The sequence below is a fragment of the Exiguobacterium sibiricum 7-3 genome (genome assembly GCF_000620865.1).
Taxonomy (GTDB): Bacteria; Bacillota; Bacilli; order Exiguobacteriales; family Exiguobacteriaceae; genus Exiguobacterium_A; species Exiguobacterium_A sibiricum_A.
Genome location: NZ_KK211190.1, coordinates 749,507 through 767,329 on the forward strand (window position 1 = coordinate 749,507; position 17,823 = coordinate 767,329).

General features: G+C 47.9%; 18 protein-coding genes. 11 read left to right on the forward strand and 7 right to left on the reverse strand.

Annotated features, from left to right (window positions below):
- Nucleotides 1-113: 113 nt before the first annotated feature.
- On the forward strand, nt 114-1,625 hold the full coding sequence (locus tag P402_RS0104770) for an MDR family MFS transporter (RefSeq protein WP_026827657.1): 1,512 nt from the start codon (nt 114-116) through the stop codon (nt 1,623-1,625).
- Nucleotides 1,626-1,943: 318 nt separating this feature from the next.
- On the opposite strand, the gene ptsP is transcribed toward P402_RS0104770, so the two are convergent.
- On the reverse strand, nt 1,944-3,668 hold the full coding sequence (gene ptsP, locus P402_RS0104775) for a phosphoenolpyruvate--protein phosphotransferase (protein WP_026827658.1): 1,725 nt from the start codon (nt 3,666-3,668) through the stop codon (nt 1,944-1,946).
- A 353-nt stretch (nt 3,669-4,021) separates the two neighbouring features.
- Between ptsP and P402_RS0104780 the strand changes: the two genes are divergently transcribed.
- From P402_RS0104780 to P402_RS0104785, 3 genes are read left to right on the forward strand one after another with little or no spacing between them, the layout of a single operon-like run.
- The gene (locus P402_RS0104780; RefSeq protein ID WP_026827659.1) at nt 4,022-5,455 is read left to right on the forward strand and encodes a leucyl aminopeptidase; all 1,434 of its coding nucleotides are present in this window, start codon (nt 4,022-4,024) and stop codon (nt 5,453-5,455) included.
- Nucleotides 5,456-5,481: 26 nt separating this feature from the next.
- Entirely contained in the window at nt 5,482-5,622 is a 141-nt protein-coding gene (locus P402_RS16980) for a hypothetical protein (protein ID WP_235188819.1), read from the forward strand.
- A complete protein-coding gene (locus tag P402_RS0104785; protein WP_026827660.1) occupies nt 5,603-6,271 on the forward strand; it encodes a DUF429 domain-containing protein in 669 nt (222 codons plus the stop codon). The genes P402_RS16980 and P402_RS0104785 overlap by 20 nt, the downstream gene beginning before the upstream one ends.
- Here P402_RS0104785 and ytvI read toward each other — a convergent pair.
- Nucleotides 6,255-7,379, reverse strand: coding sequence for a sporulation integral membrane protein YtvI (gene ytvI, locus P402_RS0104790; RefSeq protein WP_026827661.1), 1,125 nt, complete (start codon nt 7,377-7,379; stop codon nt 6,255-6,257). The two genes, P402_RS0104785 and ytvI, sit on opposite strands and share 17 nt — an antisense overlap.
- A gap of 86 nt (nt 7,380-7,465) precedes the next feature.
- Here ytvI and P402_RS0104795 point away from each other — a divergent pair, with 86 nt between their 5' ends.
- Nucleotides 7,466-7,651, forward strand: coding sequence for a hypothetical protein (locus tag P402_RS0104795; RefSeq protein ID WP_026827662.1), 186 nt, complete (start codon nt 7,466-7,468; stop codon nt 7,649-7,651).
- A complete protein-coding gene (locus P402_RS16705) occupies nt 7,617-8,507 on the forward strand; it encodes a MazG nucleotide pyrophosphohydrolase domain-containing protein (RefSeq protein ID WP_235188820.1) in 891 nt (296 codons plus the stop codon). Before P402_RS0104795 ends, P402_RS16705 begins: the two co-directional genes overlap by 35 nt.
- 54 nt (nt 8,508-8,561) lie before the next feature.
- Here the strand turns inward: P402_RS16705 and P402_RS0104805 are convergent, their stop codons facing one another.
- Genes P402_RS0104805 through P402_RS0104825 form a run of 5 tightly spaced genes read right to left on the reverse strand, consistent with a single transcriptional unit; the run spans nt 8,562 to nt 11,591 of the window.
- Complete coding sequence (locus P402_RS0104805) at nt 8,562-9,752, reverse strand: aminotransferase (RefSeq protein ID WP_026827664.1); 1,191 nt, start codon at nt 9,750-9,752, stop codon at nt 8,562-8,564.
- On the reverse strand, nt 9,749-10,255 hold the full coding sequence (locus tag P402_RS0104810) for an Lrp/AsnC family transcriptional regulator (protein WP_081776612.1): 507 nt from the start codon (nt 10,253-10,255) through the stop codon (nt 9,749-9,751). The genes P402_RS0104805 and P402_RS0104810 overlap by 4 nt, the downstream gene beginning before the upstream one ends.
- Nucleotides 10,252-11,046 (reverse strand): glycosyltransferase family 2 protein, encoded by a 795-nt coding sequence (locus P402_RS0104815; RefSeq protein WP_026827666.1) that lies wholly within the window; start codon nt 11,044-11,046, stop codon nt 10,252-10,254. The genes P402_RS0104810 and P402_RS0104815 overlap by 4 nt, the downstream gene beginning before the upstream one ends.
- A 58-nt stretch (nt 11,047-11,104) precedes the next feature.
- Nucleotides 11,105-11,344: a NifU N-terminal domain-containing protein gene (locus P402_RS0104820; RefSeq protein WP_026827667.1), complete on the reverse strand. Its 240-nt coding sequence runs from the start codon at nt 11,342-11,344 to the stop codon at nt 11,105-11,107.
- Nucleotides 11,345-11,357: 13 nt separating this feature from the next.
- Nucleotides 11,358-11,591 (reverse strand): DUF1871 family protein, encoded by a 234-nt coding sequence (locus tag P402_RS0104825; RefSeq protein WP_026827668.1) that lies wholly within the window; start codon nt 11,589-11,591, stop codon nt 11,358-11,360.
- A gap of 317 nt (nt 11,592-11,908) precedes the next feature.
- Between P402_RS0104825 and P402_RS0104830 the strand changes: the two genes are divergently transcribed.
- The 5 genes from P402_RS0104830 to P402_RS0104850 all read left to right on the forward strand — a co-directional run bounded on the left by P402_RS0104830 (nt 11,909) and on the right by P402_RS0104850 (nt 17,730).
- A complete protein-coding gene (locus P402_RS0104830; protein ID WP_235188901.1) occupies nt 11,909-14,134 on the forward strand; it encodes a ribonucleoside-diphosphate reductase subunit alpha in 2,226 nt (741 codons plus the stop codon).
- Nucleotides 14,135-14,152: 18 nt separating this feature from the next.
- Nucleotides 14,153-14,641, forward strand: a complete 489-nt coding sequence (locus P402_RS0104835) for a flavodoxin domain-containing protein (RefSeq protein WP_026827670.1) — start codon at nt 14,153-14,155, stop codon at nt 14,639-14,641.
- A complete protein-coding gene (locus P402_RS0104840; RefSeq protein WP_026827671.1) occupies nt 14,610-15,653 on the forward strand; it encodes a ribonucleotide-diphosphate reductase subunit beta in 1,044 nt (347 codons plus the stop codon). The genes P402_RS0104835 and P402_RS0104840 overlap by 32 nt, the downstream gene beginning before the upstream one ends.
- A gap of 391 nt (nt 15,654-16,044) precedes the next feature.
- Nucleotides 16,045-16,437, forward strand: coding sequence for a S1 domain-containing post-transcriptional regulator GSP13 (yugI, locus tag P402_RS0104845; RefSeq protein WP_014971071.1), 393 nt, complete (start codon nt 16,045-16,047; stop codon nt 16,435-16,437).
- Between the two features lie 126 nt (nt 16,438-16,563).
- The gene (locus P402_RS0104850; RefSeq protein WP_026827672.1) at nt 16,564-17,730 is read left to right on the forward strand and encodes an iron-containing alcohol dehydrogenase; all 1,167 of its coding nucleotides are present in this window, start codon (nt 16,564-16,566) and stop codon (nt 17,728-17,730) included.
- The last annotated feature ends 93 nt before the right edge of the window (nt 17,731-17,823 follow it).

The window sequence follows — 17,823 nt, forward strand, 5'->3', positions numbered from 1 at the left end:
TCGTGTTTTTTACATACAGCGAACATTTAACGATGAGATTTTGCACATACGATGATACAATGAATAAGCTATTATGAAGATTAGCTATTTTTTGAAAAGAAAGAGGTGAGTCGATGGCTACGACTTCGACGAAAACACGCTACGTCGTGTTAGGGTTATTGATCGGGATTTTGGTAGCGGCAATGGATAATACCATCGTTGCGACTGCGATGCCGACAATCGTCAGTGAATTAAACGGTTTTGATCAATATGCATGGGTCACATCGGCCTACATGATTGCGACTGTGGCCGGGATGCCGATTTTTGGTAAATTGAGTGATATGTACGGTCGGAAACGATTCTTCCTATTTGGAATGTTACTGTTCATAGCAGGAAGCATTCTTTGCGGGATGGCCGACTCGATTGTTGAACTTTCCGTTTATCGTGCCGTTCAAGGTTTGGGTGGCGGTGCTTTAATGCCAATCGCCTTTACCATCATCTTTGATATTTTTCCGCCTGAAAAACGCGGGAAAGTCAGTGGATTGTTTGGGGCCGTCTTCGGAATTTCAAGTATCTTTGGTCCGTTACTTGGGGCCGTATTAACGGATGCGATCAACTGGCGTTGGGTCTTTTATATCAATATTCCGCTAGGGATTTTGGCATTAACACTCGTTTCCCTGTTTTACAAGGAGTCACCGGTGCATCGGACACAAAAAATCGATTATGCTGGAGCCGTGACGTTGGTTGCCGGACTTGTCCTATTTTTGCTGGCACTTGAAATGGGTGGAAAGGATTATGCGTGGAACTCACCGCAAATCCTTGGTTTGTTTGGAGCGGCTCTCGTTGCCTTCATCATTTTTGGCTTCATCGAACGTCGCGCAGCCGATCCGGTCATCACGTTCAGTTTATTTAGACGGCAATTGTTTGCAGCGACACAAGGCGTAGCCTTCTTTTACGGATTCGTCTTCATCTCTGCCAGTGTCTTTATTCCAATCTTTGTCCAAGGTGTATTTGGTGGCAGTGCGACCAACTCGGGTCTGATTTTGATGCCGATGCTGATTGCATCCGTCGTCTCGGCCCAACTTGGTGGAAGATTACCGAATAAATACGGATTCCGGAATGTTATGCTCGTTTCGGCAGTCTTCTTCTTGTTAGGGGTCTATCTGTTAAGCACGATGTCCCTTGAAACATCGAGAACAGCCATCACGATTTACATGATTATTTTAGGTTTTGGTGTCGGATTCAGCTTCTCTTTACTCAACTTGGCAAGTATCAACGGGATTGAGATGCAGCGTCGGGGAGCCGCTACTTCGATGGGATCAACGTTCCGAACGATTGGGATGACGCTCGGCGTAACAGTTCTTGGAATTGTTCAATCACGGACGTTTTCATCGACAATCAGTGAACAGTTGCCGGGTGGCAATGCACCGGATGGCGGACAATTCCCGACGGCTTCAGCCCTTGCGAAGATGCCGCCGGAAGTAGCGAATGCCATCAAGTCATCACTTGCGGAATCGATTTCGTCGGTCTATTTGTGGGCCTTGATTCCAGCAGTGCTCGGCGTTATCTTTGTCTTCTTGATGGGGAATGAACGACCAACCTTAAAAGAAGGACAAGGCGAACGACCGAAAACAAAGCAAGCATAAAAAGAAGATCAACGAACAAAATTTGACTCAAAAGAAATCATTTGGATATGCACTCGCTTTCCTCAGGCGAGACACAAGCCAGTTTTCCTGCCCCGTTTGGACAGGAAAGCGGGTCTTGTTTGTCTCTGACAGCGCAGTTTACATCTGCGCTTTTTCCTGTAGGAGTCTCGTGCATCAAAAGATTTCTTTAAAGCAAAAACAGAGGGACGGATTTTAAAATCCGTCCCTTATTTGTGTTGCACAATACTAGAGAGAAGCAGTAACTTCTTTTGACGCGACAAAAAAACACGTCCCGAGATGGGACGTGTCCGAAACACCTTATTTTTTGATATCGAATGTCGTGCTGAGGAAGTTGACGACGTCTTCCGCTGTATCCATATCGAGTACTTCTTCGACGATTGCTTCACACTCTGCTTTGTTCAAGCGCGTCATTAAGCTGCGTGCGCGAAGGACAGAAGAAGCGGACATCGAGAATTCGTCGAGTCCGAGTCCGAGAAGGATTGGAAGCGCGAGTTCTTCTCCAGCCATCTCACCACACATGCCGACCCATTTGCCTGCTTTATGTGCTTCTGTGATGACGTTGTTTAAGAGGTTCAAGATTGCCGGGTTGAACGGTTGGTAGAGATATGAAACTTTCTCATTCATCCGGTCAGCTGCCATCGTGTATTGAATCAAGTCGTTTGTTCCGACTGAGAAGAAGTCGACTTCTTTCGCGAATTGTTTCGCCATGACAGCTGTTGATGGAATCTCGACCATCATACCAACTTCGATGTCTTCAGAAACCGTCACGCCTTCTGCTTGAAGATTCGCTTTTTCTTCGAGGAGAAGTGCTTTTGCTGCACGGAATTCTTCAAGTGTCGCAATCATCGGGAACATGACAGCGAGTTTTCCGTACGCACTTGCCCGGAGAAGGGCGCGGAGCTGTGTCCGGAAGAGATCTGTTTGGTCCAGGCAAAGACGGATCGCACGGTACCCGAGGAACGGGTTCATCTCATGCGGGAGATCGAGGTAAGACAATTCTTTGTCGCCGCCGATATCAAGTGTCCGGATGACAACTTTTTTATCGCCCATCGATTCGAGAACCGTTTTGTATGCCGTGAACTGCTCGTCTTCTGTCGGGAACGTTTCAGCGTCCATGTAGAGGAACTCTGTCCGGTATAATCCGACTGCTTCCGCACCGTTTTCGAGAACACCTTTTACATCGTTTGGTGTTCCGATGTTCGCTGCGAGCTCGACGTGATGACCGTCCGCTGTGACTGTTTTTTCGTTTTTAAGTTTTTTCCATTCTTCTTTTTGAGCGATATACGCTGAACGTTTTTCTTCATATTCTGCGATTTGGTCGCTTGAAGGGTTGACGATGACGTCACCTTCCGTACCGTCAAGAATCAAGAAATCACCGTGTTTGACTTCCGTCAAGACGACTTTTGTTCCGACGACAGCCGGAATTTCAAGAGAACGGGACATGATCGCCGAGTGCGAAGTCCGTCCACCGATGTTCGTAGCAAATCCTTTTGCATACTTCCGGTTAAGTTGTGCTGTATCTGAAGGTGTTAAGTCTTCTGCAATGATGATGACTTCTTCATTGATCTGAGCTGGTGTAACGAACGTGATACCGAGCAAGTGGGCCATCGTCCGTTTCGTGACGTCACGGACATCGGCTGCACGCTCACGCATGTATTCGTTGTCCATTGACTCAAAAATCATGACCATCATCTGTGACACTTCATCAAGTGCTTGAGCGGCATTGGTTTTCTCATCGTCGATTTTCGCGTTGACCTGACTCACGATTTCCGGGTCTTCCAAGATCAAGAGGTGAGCTGAGAAGATTTCCGCTTTGTCTGCACCGAGTTCTTTTAATGTGTTTTCACGGATGATTTCAAGTTCACCCTTCGACTTAACGATAGCGGCCTGGAAACGTTCCTTTTCAGCTGCCGAGTCCTCGATTTTATTCGTCGGAATGTCAAAGACAGGTGTTTCCATTACGAATGCCTTTGCAATCGCAATCCCTGCAGAAGCGCCAATTCCTTTGATGTGCTGTGCCATGTGCATTACCCTCTTTTCAGTAAGTTTTTTCGCCGCAGCGACGTCATTTCTTTGCTATCTATAGATACCCATAAACGCATCTCTCTTAACGGGTCGCTTGCGGACTCTCCCTTTGAATGAAAACGTAGACATTTCTGTCGTTGCCAAATGACCGTTTGCTAGAAGTGCCTGTCCTTTTCACCTGTTTAATCCTATCACATTGTGAAACGGGCAACAATTGTTTGAAACGCTCCAAATCGACAAATTAAAGAACGTCTTTTTTGAGAGCGGTTTCATTTGTCCTGAAGGCTATTAGTTGGAAAATCAGATCAAACGCTTCATACTAATACGTATCACTAAAGGGGGATTTGAATATGCGATGGAATCAAGTAGATCCACAAGCTCATGTCGAAGTACTCGTTGTCGGTATTTCAGGAAACCAACCGGTCGAAGAACGGATCCGGTCACTTTATCCGGATCGTTTGGATGAATGGGTACGCCGAGGGGATATCTCAACGAAACAAGGAGAACTCCGCTTGTTGCCAACGCTGACGGGAACTGTGGAACGTGTGTTGTTCGTCGGTCTCGGGAAAGCCGAAGGACTTACGACGGACAGCCTTCGCCGACTATTCGGAAAAGCGGCTCAGTTCTTGAAAGCACGCCAGTTATCCAAAGTGACGATTGATGCAACGACTTTCCCAGGTCAACCGGTCGAACTGATTGCTGAGACGTTTGGCTTAGCTACATATGAAGTCAAACATTATAAAACAAATACCCACGCAACGTATGACCTGGATTTAACGATCTGGTCAGAGGCAGGAGATCAGGATGTTGTACGTGGGGAAGCACTTGCGCAAGCGACTAATCTCGCACGACGTCTCGTCACGATGCCGGGGAACTTGTTGACGGCACCTGCTTTGGCGGATGAAGCCCGCTTTATTGCCGAACGTCACGGACATGATTTAAAAATTCTTGAAAAAACAGATATGGAAGCGCTTGGAATGGGTGCATTGCTCGCCGTCAATCAAGGGTCGACGATTCCACCGAAGCTGATTGTCCTTGAATACAAAGGAGCAGGCGATGATGTCCCGATTGCAGTCGTCGGAAAAGGGGTCACCTTCGATACAGGCGGTTACTCGATCAAACCAAAAGACGGGATCGTTGGGATGAAAGGCGATATGGGAGGAGCAGCAGCGGTTCTCGGATTGTTTGAAGCGCTCGGTCAACTTAAACCGAATGTAAACGTCTTGGGAGTCATTCCGGCGACGGATAACATGATTTCCGGTGACGCGTTCAAACCGGATGATGTCATCACGTCGATGGCAGGAAAAACGATCGAGATCCTGAACACGGATGCGGAAGGACGACTTGTCCTGGCAGACGCTGTCACCTATGCCAAAGAATATAAACCGAAGATGATCATCGATCTTGCGACGCTGACAGGCGGCGTGTTGGTGGCACTCGGAACAGAAATCACCGGGGCATTGACGAACGATGCCGCATTGTACGAACGGTTCGAAGCCGTGACGCAAGAAACAAACGAGATGGTCTGGCAGATGCCGTACGTCGATCAGTTCATCAAGCAGGTCCGACGCTCCGATGTCGCAGATTTAAACAACTCACCGGGACGAATGGGACATATGATTTTCGGTGGTGCCTTCGTCGGTGAATTTGTCGGTGAGACGCCATGGCTCCACCTCGATATCGCCGGAACGTCCGAACAAAAAGCCGCGACGGAGCTTGGTCCAAAAGGGGCGACCGGTGTCATGGTCCGCAGTCTGTATCATTTCGTCGAACGCGAAAAATGATACGTGTCAACAGTGTTCTCATTTTAGTGACCATCATCGGTATCATCTGGTACCTGGATTCACGGGAACAGATTCCTTTGGCGGTAGCGACTTTTTTCGGCGTCTTTACGACGTTATCGCTCCTCAAGAGTCTGCGGGAGAAGTCCAATGGACGTCACCGGAATTGATGCGGCGAAAGCCGGATGGGTGGCTGTATCGATTCGAGACGGTCAGTTTTCCTGGACGGTCGCTTCTTCACTCGACGAAATCGAATGTGGAACCCGGACCTATATCGATATGCCGATTGGACTGGAAGAAGACAAACGCCGGGTGGTCGATCAGTTGTTACGGGAAGAATTGAAGCCCGGCCGAACGAGCAGTGTCTTTAATGCCCCGTTGCGTGAAGCACTGGAGCAAGCCGGTTATCCGGAAGCAAACGATTATTCGAAGCAACAGGCAGGATTTGGTCTATCGAAACAGGCATGGTATTTGTTACCGAAAATCCAGCAGGTGCGGACCTGTTATCGACCGGGCATGATGGAATCTCATCCGGAAGTCTGTTTTGCCCGCCTGACCGGTCATCCGGCACGTCACAGTAAACGGACGGTCGAGGGAGTGGCGGAACGGATCGTATTGTTGCAACGGTACAACTGTCCGGCTTACTGGGAGCTGACTGTCCGCGGTGTCGCGACAGACGACTGGATTGATGCCTGTCTGCTTGCAGTTGCCGCGACGTTACCAGCAGTCTATATGCCGGCTGATCGACCAGTCGATGCGGCCGGATTTCCGTTATATGCAGCACTACCTAAAAAAATCACCTTCACCGAAATGGTGTAGGTGATCCTTTGATAAAGTCCCAAAGATAATGAAAAATGCGGGCGTTGTGTAACGCTTTGATGATGACCGCAATCAATGGACCTAAAATCAATCCAAAGACGCCGAACACCTGAATCCCGACAAATAAGGCGATCAAGGCAGTGATGGGTTGAATACCGATATTATCGCCGACGATTTTAGGTTCCATGATATTACGTTGTAAGATGACAACCCCGTACAGGATGGCGAGACCGATAGCGAGTCCTGTATTTCCCGTAATGATGGAATAGGCGATCCAAGGCAAAAAGACGGAGCCGGTTCCAAGGTAGGGCAAGATATCAAAAAATGCCGCGATGAACGCGATGGCAAACGGATGCTCGACCCCGATGATCAACAGTCCGATCAGGACGATGAAAAAGGTAATTGTAATCAACGTCAGTTGCGCTTTGATGTAACCGAATAAAGCGGACCGGAGACTTGTGACGACCGATTCGGCACGGGCGAACCACGGCAACATTTCGTATTGCTTCAACCGGATTTCATACTTGTGCCAGTCTTTTGAGATGAAGAACCAGGCGAGCAAGACGATGACTAAAATCAATGCGATGGAGGGTAATGTCGCTAAAATCGTCTGCAACATCCCGGCGACACTTTTCGAACCCTCACCAATCGCACTGGCAAGCGAACTGCCGAGGGACTGGATACTGTTTTGGACGGTGTTTTGCTGTGACGGTTCAAGCGAGCGAAGGGCTTCCGACGCATCATTCCAAATCGGTGCCAGTTTTTCGTTGTAGAGCTTTTGAAAATAAAGACTCAGCTCCTGGATTTGTGCCGGTAGTTGGTTAGCGACAAAAACAAGTCCACGAATCAACTGCATGATGATTAAAACGAGTGAGCCGATTAACAAACCGCTCATTAAAATGATGGATAGCAGAGCACCCCAACCGCGGTTGATCCGAAGTCGTTTTTGAAAAAAGTCGACGAGTGGTCGACTGAATAAAGCCAGTAAAAAAGCAAAGACGAACGGGTACATGAAAGAAGACAAGCGAACGATCAGCCAACCGGTGAAAAAGATGGCAAGGATGACGCCAATGAAACGAGCTAACTGCCACAAACGTTCAGTCGACATAAGCAACACCTCTTACTATGTATGGAATGTCATCATCATATCATGTTTGTCAGACGAACGTATCATTCAAAAGGGGAGGAATTCAGATGAAACGAAAAGAAATGGGATTACTCGTATCGCTCGCCGTTGCGAGTGGACTCGCTGTCCGGGAATGGCGGAAGAACCAACAGTTCACGAAACGATTTAAGGAACAATCGGAAGACCGGCTTGTGAAGGGAATGGCGGAGGTGCAGGACGATGCAGGAGATGATTCTTCTTCAACAAAAGGTTGATGAAACGATTCAATCGCTTGGAGGATACTTTCGCCCGTTATCGGGATTAGCCCGCCTGATTGAGGAAGTCGGTGAAGTGGGAGAGGCGCTCGAAACCGGAGATGAGTCGGCGTTTCAAGCGGAACTGGTCGATGTCCTGATGATTTCGACTTGCCTTGCAAATCAATACGTGACGGATTTGGCACATCAGCATCAACAGCTCGAGACGATGGAAGACAAGGTGCAAGGTTCTTTTTACTGCCTTGTTCATGAAGCAGGGCAGGTCGCCCGTGTCATGAACGGATATGAAGGTGACAAGCCGCCGAAAAAGACGGAAGACGTCATTCCGGTCGGGACGTCGCTCGCCCGTCTCCAGCGTGAACTGTTTCGATTGGCCCGTCCACTCGGAATCAACCTCCTGGAAGAAATCGATCGCACAAACGAGAAGAACCTGAATCGTGACCGTAAACGATTTGCTTTGACACGCGATCCAGTGACAGAAGCGACGATTGATCATTTCCGAAGCGCAACAGGAAATGCGGAACGGTTATGGGGGGCGCCTGTCCATGAAGCCGATTTGACACTCGAGGTGCATATTCAATCTGCCCTGCCGTCTTTACGCCGCTTCCTGCGTTGTGCCCGGATTGAAGGCATTGCCGGATTCGTCATCGAGGCTCCAATCGAGCGGACTGCCACTTTACGAAGTGTCAAAGATCAGGCAGATGAAATCGGACGTATGATCAAGGAACAAACTCCATTATCGTTTAAAGAGTCGCCTTACCGGATTGACGTCTATGCCCCTCAGCTTGGTCCGGTTTCGCCGTATCATGCCGAAGACGACCACCGGATGTTTATCGTCCTACATGTTGATGAATAACTAAAAAAGAAGCATCCATTTCCGAGTTGGAATGGATGCTTCTTTTGGTGTAGATCATCTTGAGGGATTAGATAACTCGACTTGTTTCTGGTTCAAGTGTTGCATGAAACGGTTGATTCGGTGAATCGCCTGTTGGAGCTGTTCGATCGAACTGGCATAGCTTGCACGGACGTAGCCTTCACCGCTTGCGCCGAATACAGAACCGGGGACGACAGCGACGCGTTCCGCAATCAACAGTTGCTCTGCGAATTCCTCGCTCGTCAAACCAGTCCCGCCGATGTACGGGAAGGCATAAAACGCCCCACCCGGTGAATGGGTCGGCAGTCCGGCGTCATTTAAGGCTTTGACGAAATAGTTCCGCCGTTGCCGGTAACTGCGGACCATGTCCGGAACCGTCTTGTGACGCGAGCGTAAGGCTTCGATTCCGGCGAATTGAACGAGCGTCGGGGCACACATCATGCCGTACTGATGAACTTTCAGCATCGCCTGGCTGATAGCGGGCGGGGCACAGGTAAAACCGAGCCGCCAACCGGTCATCGCAAAGGCTTTAGAAAACCCGTTGATGACAATCGTCCGTTCCCGCATATCGGGAAGGGTCGCAAAACAAGTCGGCTCGTCTTCATAAGAAAGTTCAGCGTAGATTTCATCGCTGATGACATAAAGATCATGTTTCTTGGCAAGTAACGCGAGATCGGCCAATTGATCGCGTGTCATGACGGAACCGGTCGGATTGGACGGGAAACAAAAGATGATCGCTTTTGTCCGGTCTGTGATGACCGCTTCAATCGTTTCCGGCTGAATCGTAAATCCATCTTCTGCACGACAGGCTGCTGCAATCGGGATGCCGCCTGCAAGTTCGATCAACGGAGCGTACGAGACAAAGGCAGGTTCGACGACGATGACTTCGTCTCCGGGATTGATCAATGTCCGAAACGCTAAATCAAGCCCTTCCGAAGCGCCGGTCGTGACAATGATTTCGTCCGAGACCTGATAGTCAATCGAAAATTTCTCTTGCATGTACAAGCGGATTTCCTGTCGTAATTCGACCAATCCGGCATTGGCGCTGTATGCCGTGTAACCTTGTTCGAGAGCAGCAAAACTTGCTTCCCGGACATTCCAGGGAGTGACGAAATCCGGTTCACCGACACCGAGGGAAATGACGTCTTCCATCGAACCGGCTAAGTCGAAAAACCGCCGGATGCCGGAAGGGGCCAACCGTTCGACACGTTCAGATAAGTGTTTCATGGAGACACCTTCAATCGTTTGTCCCCGTCATCCTGGCTGAATAAAACACCGTCATGTTTATACGTTTTGAGACGGAAATGTGTTGTCGTCGAAATGACGGAATCGAGTGTCGATAATTTTTCTGAGACGAACTGCGATACTTCCTGCAGGGATTTCCCATCAAGGACGACTTGTAAATCGTATGCGCCTGACATCAAATAGAGTGACGTCACTTCCGGGAACCGGTGGATGCGTTCTGCGACCTCATCAAAGCCGCGTCCCCGTTTCGGTGTCACTTTGACATCGATGAAAGCTGTCACGCCATGGTGAGCATGGATTTTTTGCCAGTCGATGACGGCTGTATAACCGAGCAGGACGCCATCTTGTTTGAATGCCTCAAGCGACGACACTACTTCTTCTTCCGTCAGGTCCAGCATCTGAGCAGCAAGGGCGTGATCGATCGGTCCATTCTGCGTCAATAATTCAAGTAATTCCAATTGTTTATCTGTATACACGATAATCACTCACTTTCTGTCAAATGGCCGCTAAACGTTCGCCGTGTTTCACGGAGACGGGAGCGGCGTTCTTCTTGGACGATATGAAAATTTTTCATTTCCGTCGTCGGCAGTTCGTGTTTTTCCACAAGACGCTCAAAATAGACGCGACGTGAGGCATCCTGTTTTGCGGATTGATGATTGCCGGACGGATTAAAGGCATACAGGACAGTCGCACGGGCGGGGTGCAGGACGAGATGATCTTGTCCGACCCGTAAGATCCAGTCCCAGTCCCAATAGTTGAAGACGTCTTCGTCAAATAAACCAAGCTCTTCGTGAAGCGACTTTCGATAGAGGGAACCGGACGGGATATAGGTCGAATCCTCTTTCATGGCTTCCCGATCATACGGATAGGCGAACGGTTCCGTTGTTTTGACGACGCGGTGATCCTGCTGCCAGTCGTAGGTGAACAGTTCCGCATCGACGTACGTCAAGTCCGCTCCGGCTTCGAGATCGCCGACGGCTTCTTCGATATGTGAAGGTAACAACAGATCATCATCGTCGTGGAGAAGGATATATCTTCCGTTTGCTAACGAGACACCGTGGTTTCGTGCCCGGACATGGTGATTTTCCGGCAAATCAATTGCTGTGATCGTCAGTTTGTCCTGAAAATCGGCAACGACGGAAGTCAGCGGCTCTCCATTATTGTTCAAGATGATGACTTCAAAATCCTGATAGATTTGTTTTGTCAGTGCGGTCAGTGCTTCGCGCAACTCACGCAACCGGTTATATGTGGGGATGATGACTGAGACCATCGGCATTTAAGTCGTCTCCTTAGAACAAAGACACCCTTGAAATTCAGGTGTCCTTGTGAGATATTTACATTTTTTCTTCGATTGTCGGAAGTAAGTCATTCCATTCAGCGTCAGCTTCTTTTGTGACGGTGACGAAATCACCGTATGCAAAGAGATTATCGATGCCGTCAATCGTGATGAGTGATGCGAGCAAAGCGTCTTCCGGTGTATCCCCTTTTTTGACGCTGGTACTCTTGGCACCGAAACGGTCTCCGTCGAGGGTGATTTTTACTGAGTTCGGGTTAGGCGTGTAGTCAACTTGCATAATCAGTCTCCTTTCAAAGTTCACACGAATCTTCACATAAAAGTAAGTTCGTTGCGAGTAAAATCAATTCCTGCTGATCCGGTCGTTCATCAAAAGATTCTTCAAAAACGATCCCTATTGCTTCCGCAAGAGGGGTTATTTGATCATGAACCGTCAGTAAGCTTAGTATAGCAGACATTTCCGTCGGATAATTTCCTTCTCCTAGGTGAAATGGATCATATTTTTTTAAAAGTTCTTCTGAACTCATAATCAATAAAACTCCTTATCTCAATATATCTCAAAAGGCGGTAGTTCGCCTTTTCAAATTTGTTTGACCTGAATTTCAATGCAAGGGCTTATTTTTCCGGCATTTAGTGATAACCTATATCTTGTAGATAAATAGGTTTAAAAATGCCTGAAACGTCTATATATAGAGTGAAGATTGAATAACACTTTCTATATGTAGGGCGTCTTTTTTTAGTTTAGCGCATTTTTTACGGCAACGGAACCTATTTTAAAGTTAGAGAATGGGAGTGGTTCATAGTGGCATCTCCACTGAATACAGCACGCATCTATCAAGGTGCAATGACGATAGAAGATGTATATACGGTCATCCGTCAGATTACAGCATCATACTCGGAGCTCGACGTCGAGCGTTACACAGAACGCGCGATTCGAGCACTCGAAGGAAAGACGTTACAGGCGGATCAAGTCTATGAACTCTTAACAATGCATGCGCTGGATATGTTAAAAGCAGAAGAACCGAACTGGACATTTGTTGCGACAGCAACGTACTTGAACCGGTTATATCTTGAAGCGAGTGAAAACCGCGGCTATACAGCGGACGAACGGTACGGCTCGCTTTATCACTTGATTGAGAAATTAACGGAGATTGGTATTTTCACGCCCCACCTTTTAGAAACGTATTCGAAAGAAGAAGTCGAAGAACTTGCGGCATCGATCGATCCGTCACGTGATCATCTGTTCACGTATATCGGACTCCGGACATTATCCGACCGTTACTTAGCGCGCGACCACGTCAAAAAATTATACGAATTACCGCAGGAACGTTTCATGATCATCGCGATGACACTCATGCAGACAGAACCGAAAGACCGCCGGATCGAGCTCGTCAAAGAGTCGTACTGGGCACTTTCGAATCTCTACATGACCGTTGCGACACCCACTTTATCGAACGCCGGTAAATCATATGGACAACTGTCATCATGCTTCATCGATACAGTCGATGATTCTCTACGGGGCATCTATGACTCGAACACTGATGTTGCGACACTGTCAAAAGGCGGCGGCGGAATCGGTGTCTATATGGGGAAAATCCGTTCACGTGGATCAGACATCAAAGGATTTAAAGGGGTTTCAAGCGGTGTCATTCCGTGGATGAAACAGTTGAACAACACAGCGGTCAGCGTCGATCAGCTCGGTATGCGTCAAGGTTCGATCGCCGTTTATCTCGATATTTGGCATAAAGATATTCTCGAGTTCCTCGATGCTAAATTGAATAATGGGGACGAACGGTTGCGGACACATGATTTGTTCACAGGCGTCAGCTTACCGGACCATTTCATGCGGACGGTCGAAGCGCGCGGTGACTGGTACTTGTTTGACCCGCACGAAATCCGGACGGTGATGGGCTTCAGCCTGGAAGATTCGTTTGATGAAACGGAACAAGGCGGCAGCTTCACGGAGAAATACACAGCGTGTGTCAACGAACCGCGTCTGAGCCGGACGAAGGTCCCGGCGATTGATCTCGTCAAACGCTATATGCGTTCGCAGCTCGAAACAGGCACACCGTACATGTTTTTCCGTGATGCAGTAAACCGTGCCAACCCAAACAAACATGCGGGCATGATTTATTCGTCTAACCTTTGTTCGGAAATCATGCAGAACATGAGTCCGACGACCGTGACGGAAGAATACACGGAAGACGGAAAAATCATCATTACGAAAACACCGGGCGATTTCGTGGTCTGTAACTTATCTTCGATCGCGCTTGCGCGTGCTGTCCGTGAAAATGTGTTGGAACGCTTGATTCCAATTCAAATGCGGATGCTCGATAACGTCATTGATTTAAATACGATTGACGTGCCGCAAGCACAGATTACGAATCAAAAATACCGCGCCGTTGGTCTCGGAACATTCGGCTGGCATCACCTGCTTGCTCTCGAAGGCATCCGCTGGGAGTCGGTCGAGGCTGTTCAGTATGCCGATCGTCTTTACGAAAAAATTGCATACTTGACGATTGATGCGTCGATGCAACTGGCGAAAGAAAAAGGCGCGTACCGTCTCTTTGAAGGATCGGAATGGCAGACAGGGGAATACATCGCCCGCCGTCACTACAAAACAACGGCTGAACTGAACTGGGATCGTCTGCAAGCGGACATCACGGCACACGGTATGCGAAATGCCTATTTGATGGCAGTCGCACCGAACTCGTCGACGGCAATCATCGCCGGCAGTACGGCTTCGATCGATCCGATTTACAAGAAGGTTTATGCGGAAGAGAAGAAAAACTACAAGATTCCGGTCACAGTACCCGATTTGACACCGGAAACGAACTGGTTCTATAAATCAGCGTTTGAGATTGATCAGCTTTGGAGCATCCGTCAAAATGCCTCACGCCAACGGCATATTGATCAAGCAATCAGCTTTAATCTCTACGTCAAAAACAGTGTCAAAGCGAAAGAATTACTCGAGATGCACATGGAAGCATGGCAGCTTGGGATGAAGACGATTTACTACACACGTTCGACGACCGTCGAAATCGATGAATGTGAGTCGTGTTCATCATAAGAGAAGGAGGACGATATCATGAAGGCAGCAATCGTATATGCGTCAATGAGCGGAAATACAGAGGAGGTTGCGGAACTGATTGCCAAAGCATGTTCCGAAATGCAGGTCGAACCGACGATGATCTTTGCCGATGATGTGACGACGTATCAGCTAGTCCCTTATGATATCGTCTATTTTGGTTCGTACACCTGGGGAGACGGACAATTGCCGGATGAGATGCGGGATTGTCTTAAGCTGGTCTTAAAGGAAAGTCCGCACGCGATTCCGCAGGCAGCCGTCTTCGGAACAGGTGATAAAATGTTCGTCAAATATTGCCGTGCCGTCGATGAGATGGCCTACCATCTCGCGAAATTCGGGGTACCGCTCGCGGGTGAATTACTCAAAATCGAACAATCGCCGCGAAACCGACCGCACATGGTCAAAGAGTGGACACGTCGAACACTACTGCAATTACAGCAAGAGGGAGCCGAACAACATGGAACAACTACAAAAAATCAAACTGCTTGATGCCCGTCATCCGAATCGTGCGACAGCGATCATCGGTGGGGAGACAAGCTCGATCGTCAACTGGAACGACATTGCGTATCCGCAGTTTTATTCGATCTATAAACAGTTATTATCAAACTTCTGGATTCCCGACGAAATTTCGATGTCAAAAGACATGCAACAATGGAATCAACTGAGCGAACGGGAACAGGATTCGTTTAAGCGGATTATCGGTTTGTTGTCGATTCTCGACTCTGTCCAGACCCGCTATATCCTGGAATCAGCGATGTTTACATCAGACGCTTCAATCCATGCGATTTTGGCGATTGTGGCACAACAGGAAGTCGTGCATAACCAATCGTATAGCTATGTCTTGTCGAGTCTTGTGCCGTTGTCGGAACAAAACCGGATCTTCGACATCGCGAAAGATGACGACATGGTCATGAAGCGGAATGCCTTCATTCTTGATCTGTATGAAGATTTCCAAAACGACCGGACACCGGAAAACTTTGCGAAATCACTCGTCGCCTCAATCGTTCTCGAAGGAATCAACTTCTATTCCGGATTTGCGTTCTTCTATAACTTAGCCCGTCACCAAAAAATGGTCGGAACTTCGACGATGATCAGTTACATCCAGCGGGATGAACTTCAACACTCCTACTTCATCAGTCAGCTGTTACGTGCCGTCTTGACAGAGCATCCGGAAATCGATGCAGACGGTTCATTCACGAAGTTCGTCTACGCGACATTCGAACGTGCCGTTGATCTTGAAATCGAGTGGAGTGAATACGTGTTACGTGACTTGGACGGACTTGATGTCAGCGAGATGCGTGACTACGTCAAATACCTCGCTAATAAACGTCTCCGTGTCATCGGACTCGACGATTTGTATGAAGGACACGATGAAGACGTCATGCCGTGGATTCGCGCCTATTCCGACGACTCGATGAATGCGACGAAATCCGATTTCTTCGAACAGAAATCACGGTCGTATGCGAAGGTAACGGATGCGAACGGATTTGACGATTTGTAAGCCGTTCACGAATCTTTATTTTTTGATTGCTTCACCGTGAAATTTCCTTTACGCTAGGACAGGTGAGGTCATGCTCGACTCCTGCGGAAAAACAAGTTAATCATGACGCTTGAAGATGCATCGCATCTGAAGCGGCATAATGACTTGTCTGCGGAAAGCCGACAGACCGGACCTGTCCTTTTTATCTGTTTATTTTTTAGGTCAATCGAGAAGTGGACAAAAAAAGGGCCGGACTCGAAAAGTCCGGCAGAATCAGGGGGAATACTTGAAGTCTTGCTACTAATTTGTTCCCTTGTAAAATAAAAAATAAACAATTTGAAAAATATTTTTTACCATCCGTAAAAAGTATGTTATTATAAGTTGATGAATTTAGTTAGGGAGTGTATAAACTATGGCAAACTTTGAAAAAGACCAAGTCGTTACTGGTAAAGTAACTGGTATTCAAAACTTTGGTGCTTTCGTAGCACTTGACGAGCAAACACAAGGTCTCGTCCACATCTCAGAAATCTCACACGATTACGTAAAAGACATCAACGATTACGTAAAAGTTGGCGATGAAGTAACTGTTAAAGTTCTCGACATCGACGAAGCTAACAAAAAAATGAAGCTTTCGATCAAAGCAACACAGGAAGCTCCAAAACGCGAAGCACGCGCTAAAGGCCCACGCAAAAACACTGGCCGTCGCGATGCAGGTCCTGCTTTCAAACAAGAAGAAGCTCCTGGCTTCAACGTGTTAAAAGGCAAATTGGAAGAATGGATTGAAAAATCAAACTTCCAAAAATAAGATTTTGAAAGAGAATCGACATCGGTCGGTTCTCTTTTTTTTGCGTTATAAGCATTAAAATAGATGCAAAAGGGGAATGTGTGGATAATGTAAGGTGTTCATTACTTATCAAGGGGGCAACACACAATGGAAAACTTCGAATATCGTAATCCAACGAAACTTATTTTTGGTGACGGTCAAGTCAGCAAGATTAAAGACGAGTTAAAAGCACTAGGTGCAAAAAAAGTCATGCTCGTATTTGGCGGAGGCAGTATCAAACGTAATGGTGTCTATGATGACGTCACACGCGAACTCAATGCGGCAGGAATCGAATACGTCGAATGCGACGGCGTCGAACCAAACCCACGTATCGAAACAGCAGAGCGCGGCATTAAAATTGCACGTGAAGCAGGCGTTGACGCATTGCTCGCTCTTGGTGGCGGTTCTGTCATCGACTGTACGAAATTGATTGCTGCTGGTATCCCGTACGAAGGTTCAGCATGGGATCTCGTCATCGGGAAAGCGACACCAGAAACAGTGATCCCGTTCGGAACAGTCTTGACGCTTGCTGCGACAGGTTCAGAAATGAACTCAGGTTCTGTCATCACGAACTGGAAGACACAAGAAAAATACGGTTGGGGCAGCCCGTTGACGTTCCCGACATTCTCAGTCCTTGATCCAAAGTACACAGTCAGTGTACCGAAAGATCAAACGATTTACGGCATCGTCGACATGATGAGCCATTGCCTCGAGCAATACTTCCACACAGCGCATGCACCGGTTCAAGAACGGATGACGGAAGGTGTCATGAAAGCAGTTATTGAAGCTGCACCGAAACTTGTCAACGATCTCGAAAACGTTGAACTCCGCGGTACGATCCTGTTTGCCGGTACGATGGCACTCAACGGTGTTCTTCAAATGGGCGCACGCGGTGACTGGGCGTCACACAACATTGAGCACGCGGTCTCAGCCGTTCACGACATTCCGCATGCAGGCGGTCTGGCCATCCTCTTCCCGAACTGGATGCGTCACGTTCTTGATGAATCAAACGCACACCGTTTCGTCACGCTCGGTGAAAACGTCTTTGACGTCGATACGGCAGGTAAATCAGAAATGGAAGCAGCACACGCTACAATCGATGCAATCAGTGCGTTCTGGACATCACTTGGTGCACCGAACCGCCTTGCGGATTATGACATCAAAGAAGAAACGGTCGATTCAATCGTGAAGTCAGCGATGACACGTGGAGACTTTGGTAACTTCAAATCACTTGGCAACGAAGATGTTCGCCAAATCGTAACAGCTGCTTTGTAAGCGTCATAACATTTGCTAATCTTTTCACAAAAGACTTGAACGACCTTCCTTCTTGCGTTTTAATGAAAAGGAAGGTCGCATTTGTTTGCGAAT

Bases quoted from the DNA above. Each gene is read 5' to 3' on its own strand.
- P402_RS0104770 (WP_026827657.1), top strand. From the start codon at position 114: ATGGCTACGACTTCGACGAAAACACGCTACGTCGTGTTAGGGTTATTG.
- ptsP (WP_026827658.1), bottom strand. From the start codon at position 3,668: ATGGCACAGCACATCAAAGGAATTGGCGCTTCTGCAGGGATTGCGATT.
- P402_RS0104780 (WP_026827659.1), top strand. From the start codon at position 4,022: ATGCGATGGAATCAAGTAGATCCACAAGCTCATGTCGAAGTACTCGTT.
- P402_RS0104785 (WP_026827660.1), top strand. From the start codon at position 5,603: ATGGACGTCACCGGAATTGATGCGGCGAAAGCCGGATGGGTGGCTGTA.
- ytvI (WP_026827661.1), bottom strand. From the start codon at position 7,379: ATGTCGACTGAACGTTTGTGGCAGTTAGCTCGTTTCATTGGCGTCATC.
- P402_RS0104795 (WP_026827662.1), top strand. From the start codon at position 7,466: ATGAAACGAAAAGAAATGGGATTACTCGTATCGCTCGCCGTTGCGAGT.
- P402_RS16705 (WP_235188820.1), top strand. From the start codon at position 7,617: ATGCAGGAGATGATTCTTCTTCAACAAAAGGTTGATGAAACGATTCAA.
- P402_RS0104805 (WP_026827664.1), bottom strand. From the start codon at position 9,752: ATGAAACACTTATCTGAACGTGTCGAACGGTTGGCCCCTTCCGGCATC.
- P402_RS0104815 (WP_026827666.1), bottom strand. From the start codon at position 11,046: ATGCCGATGGTCTCAGTCATCATCCCCACATATAACCGGTTGCGTGAG.
- P402_RS0104820 (WP_026827667.1), bottom strand. From the start codon at position 11,344: ATGCAAGTTGACTACACGCCTAACCCGAACTCAGTAAAAATCACCCTC.
- P402_RS0104825 (WP_026827668.1), bottom strand. From the start codon at position 11,591: ATGAGTTCAGAAGAACTTTTAAAAAAATATGATCCATTTCACCTAGGA.
- P402_RS0104830 (WP_235188901.1), top strand. From the start codon at position 11,909: ATGACGATAGAAGATGTATATACGGTCATCCGTCAGATTACAGCATCA.
- P402_RS0104835 (WP_026827670.1), top strand. From the start codon at position 14,153: ATGAAGGCAGCAATCGTATATGCGTCAATGAGCGGAAATACAGAGGAG.
- P402_RS0104840 (WP_026827671.1), top strand. From the start codon at position 14,610: ATGGAACAACTACAAAAAATCAAACTGCTTGATGCCCGTCATCCGAAT.
- yugI (WP_014971071.1), top strand. From the start codon at position 16,045: ATGGCAAACTTTGAAAAAGACCAAGTCGTTACTGGTAAAGTAACTGGT.
- P402_RS0104850 (WP_026827672.1), top strand. From the start codon at position 16,564: ATGGAAAACTTCGAATATCGTAATCCAACGAAACTTATTTTTGGTGAC.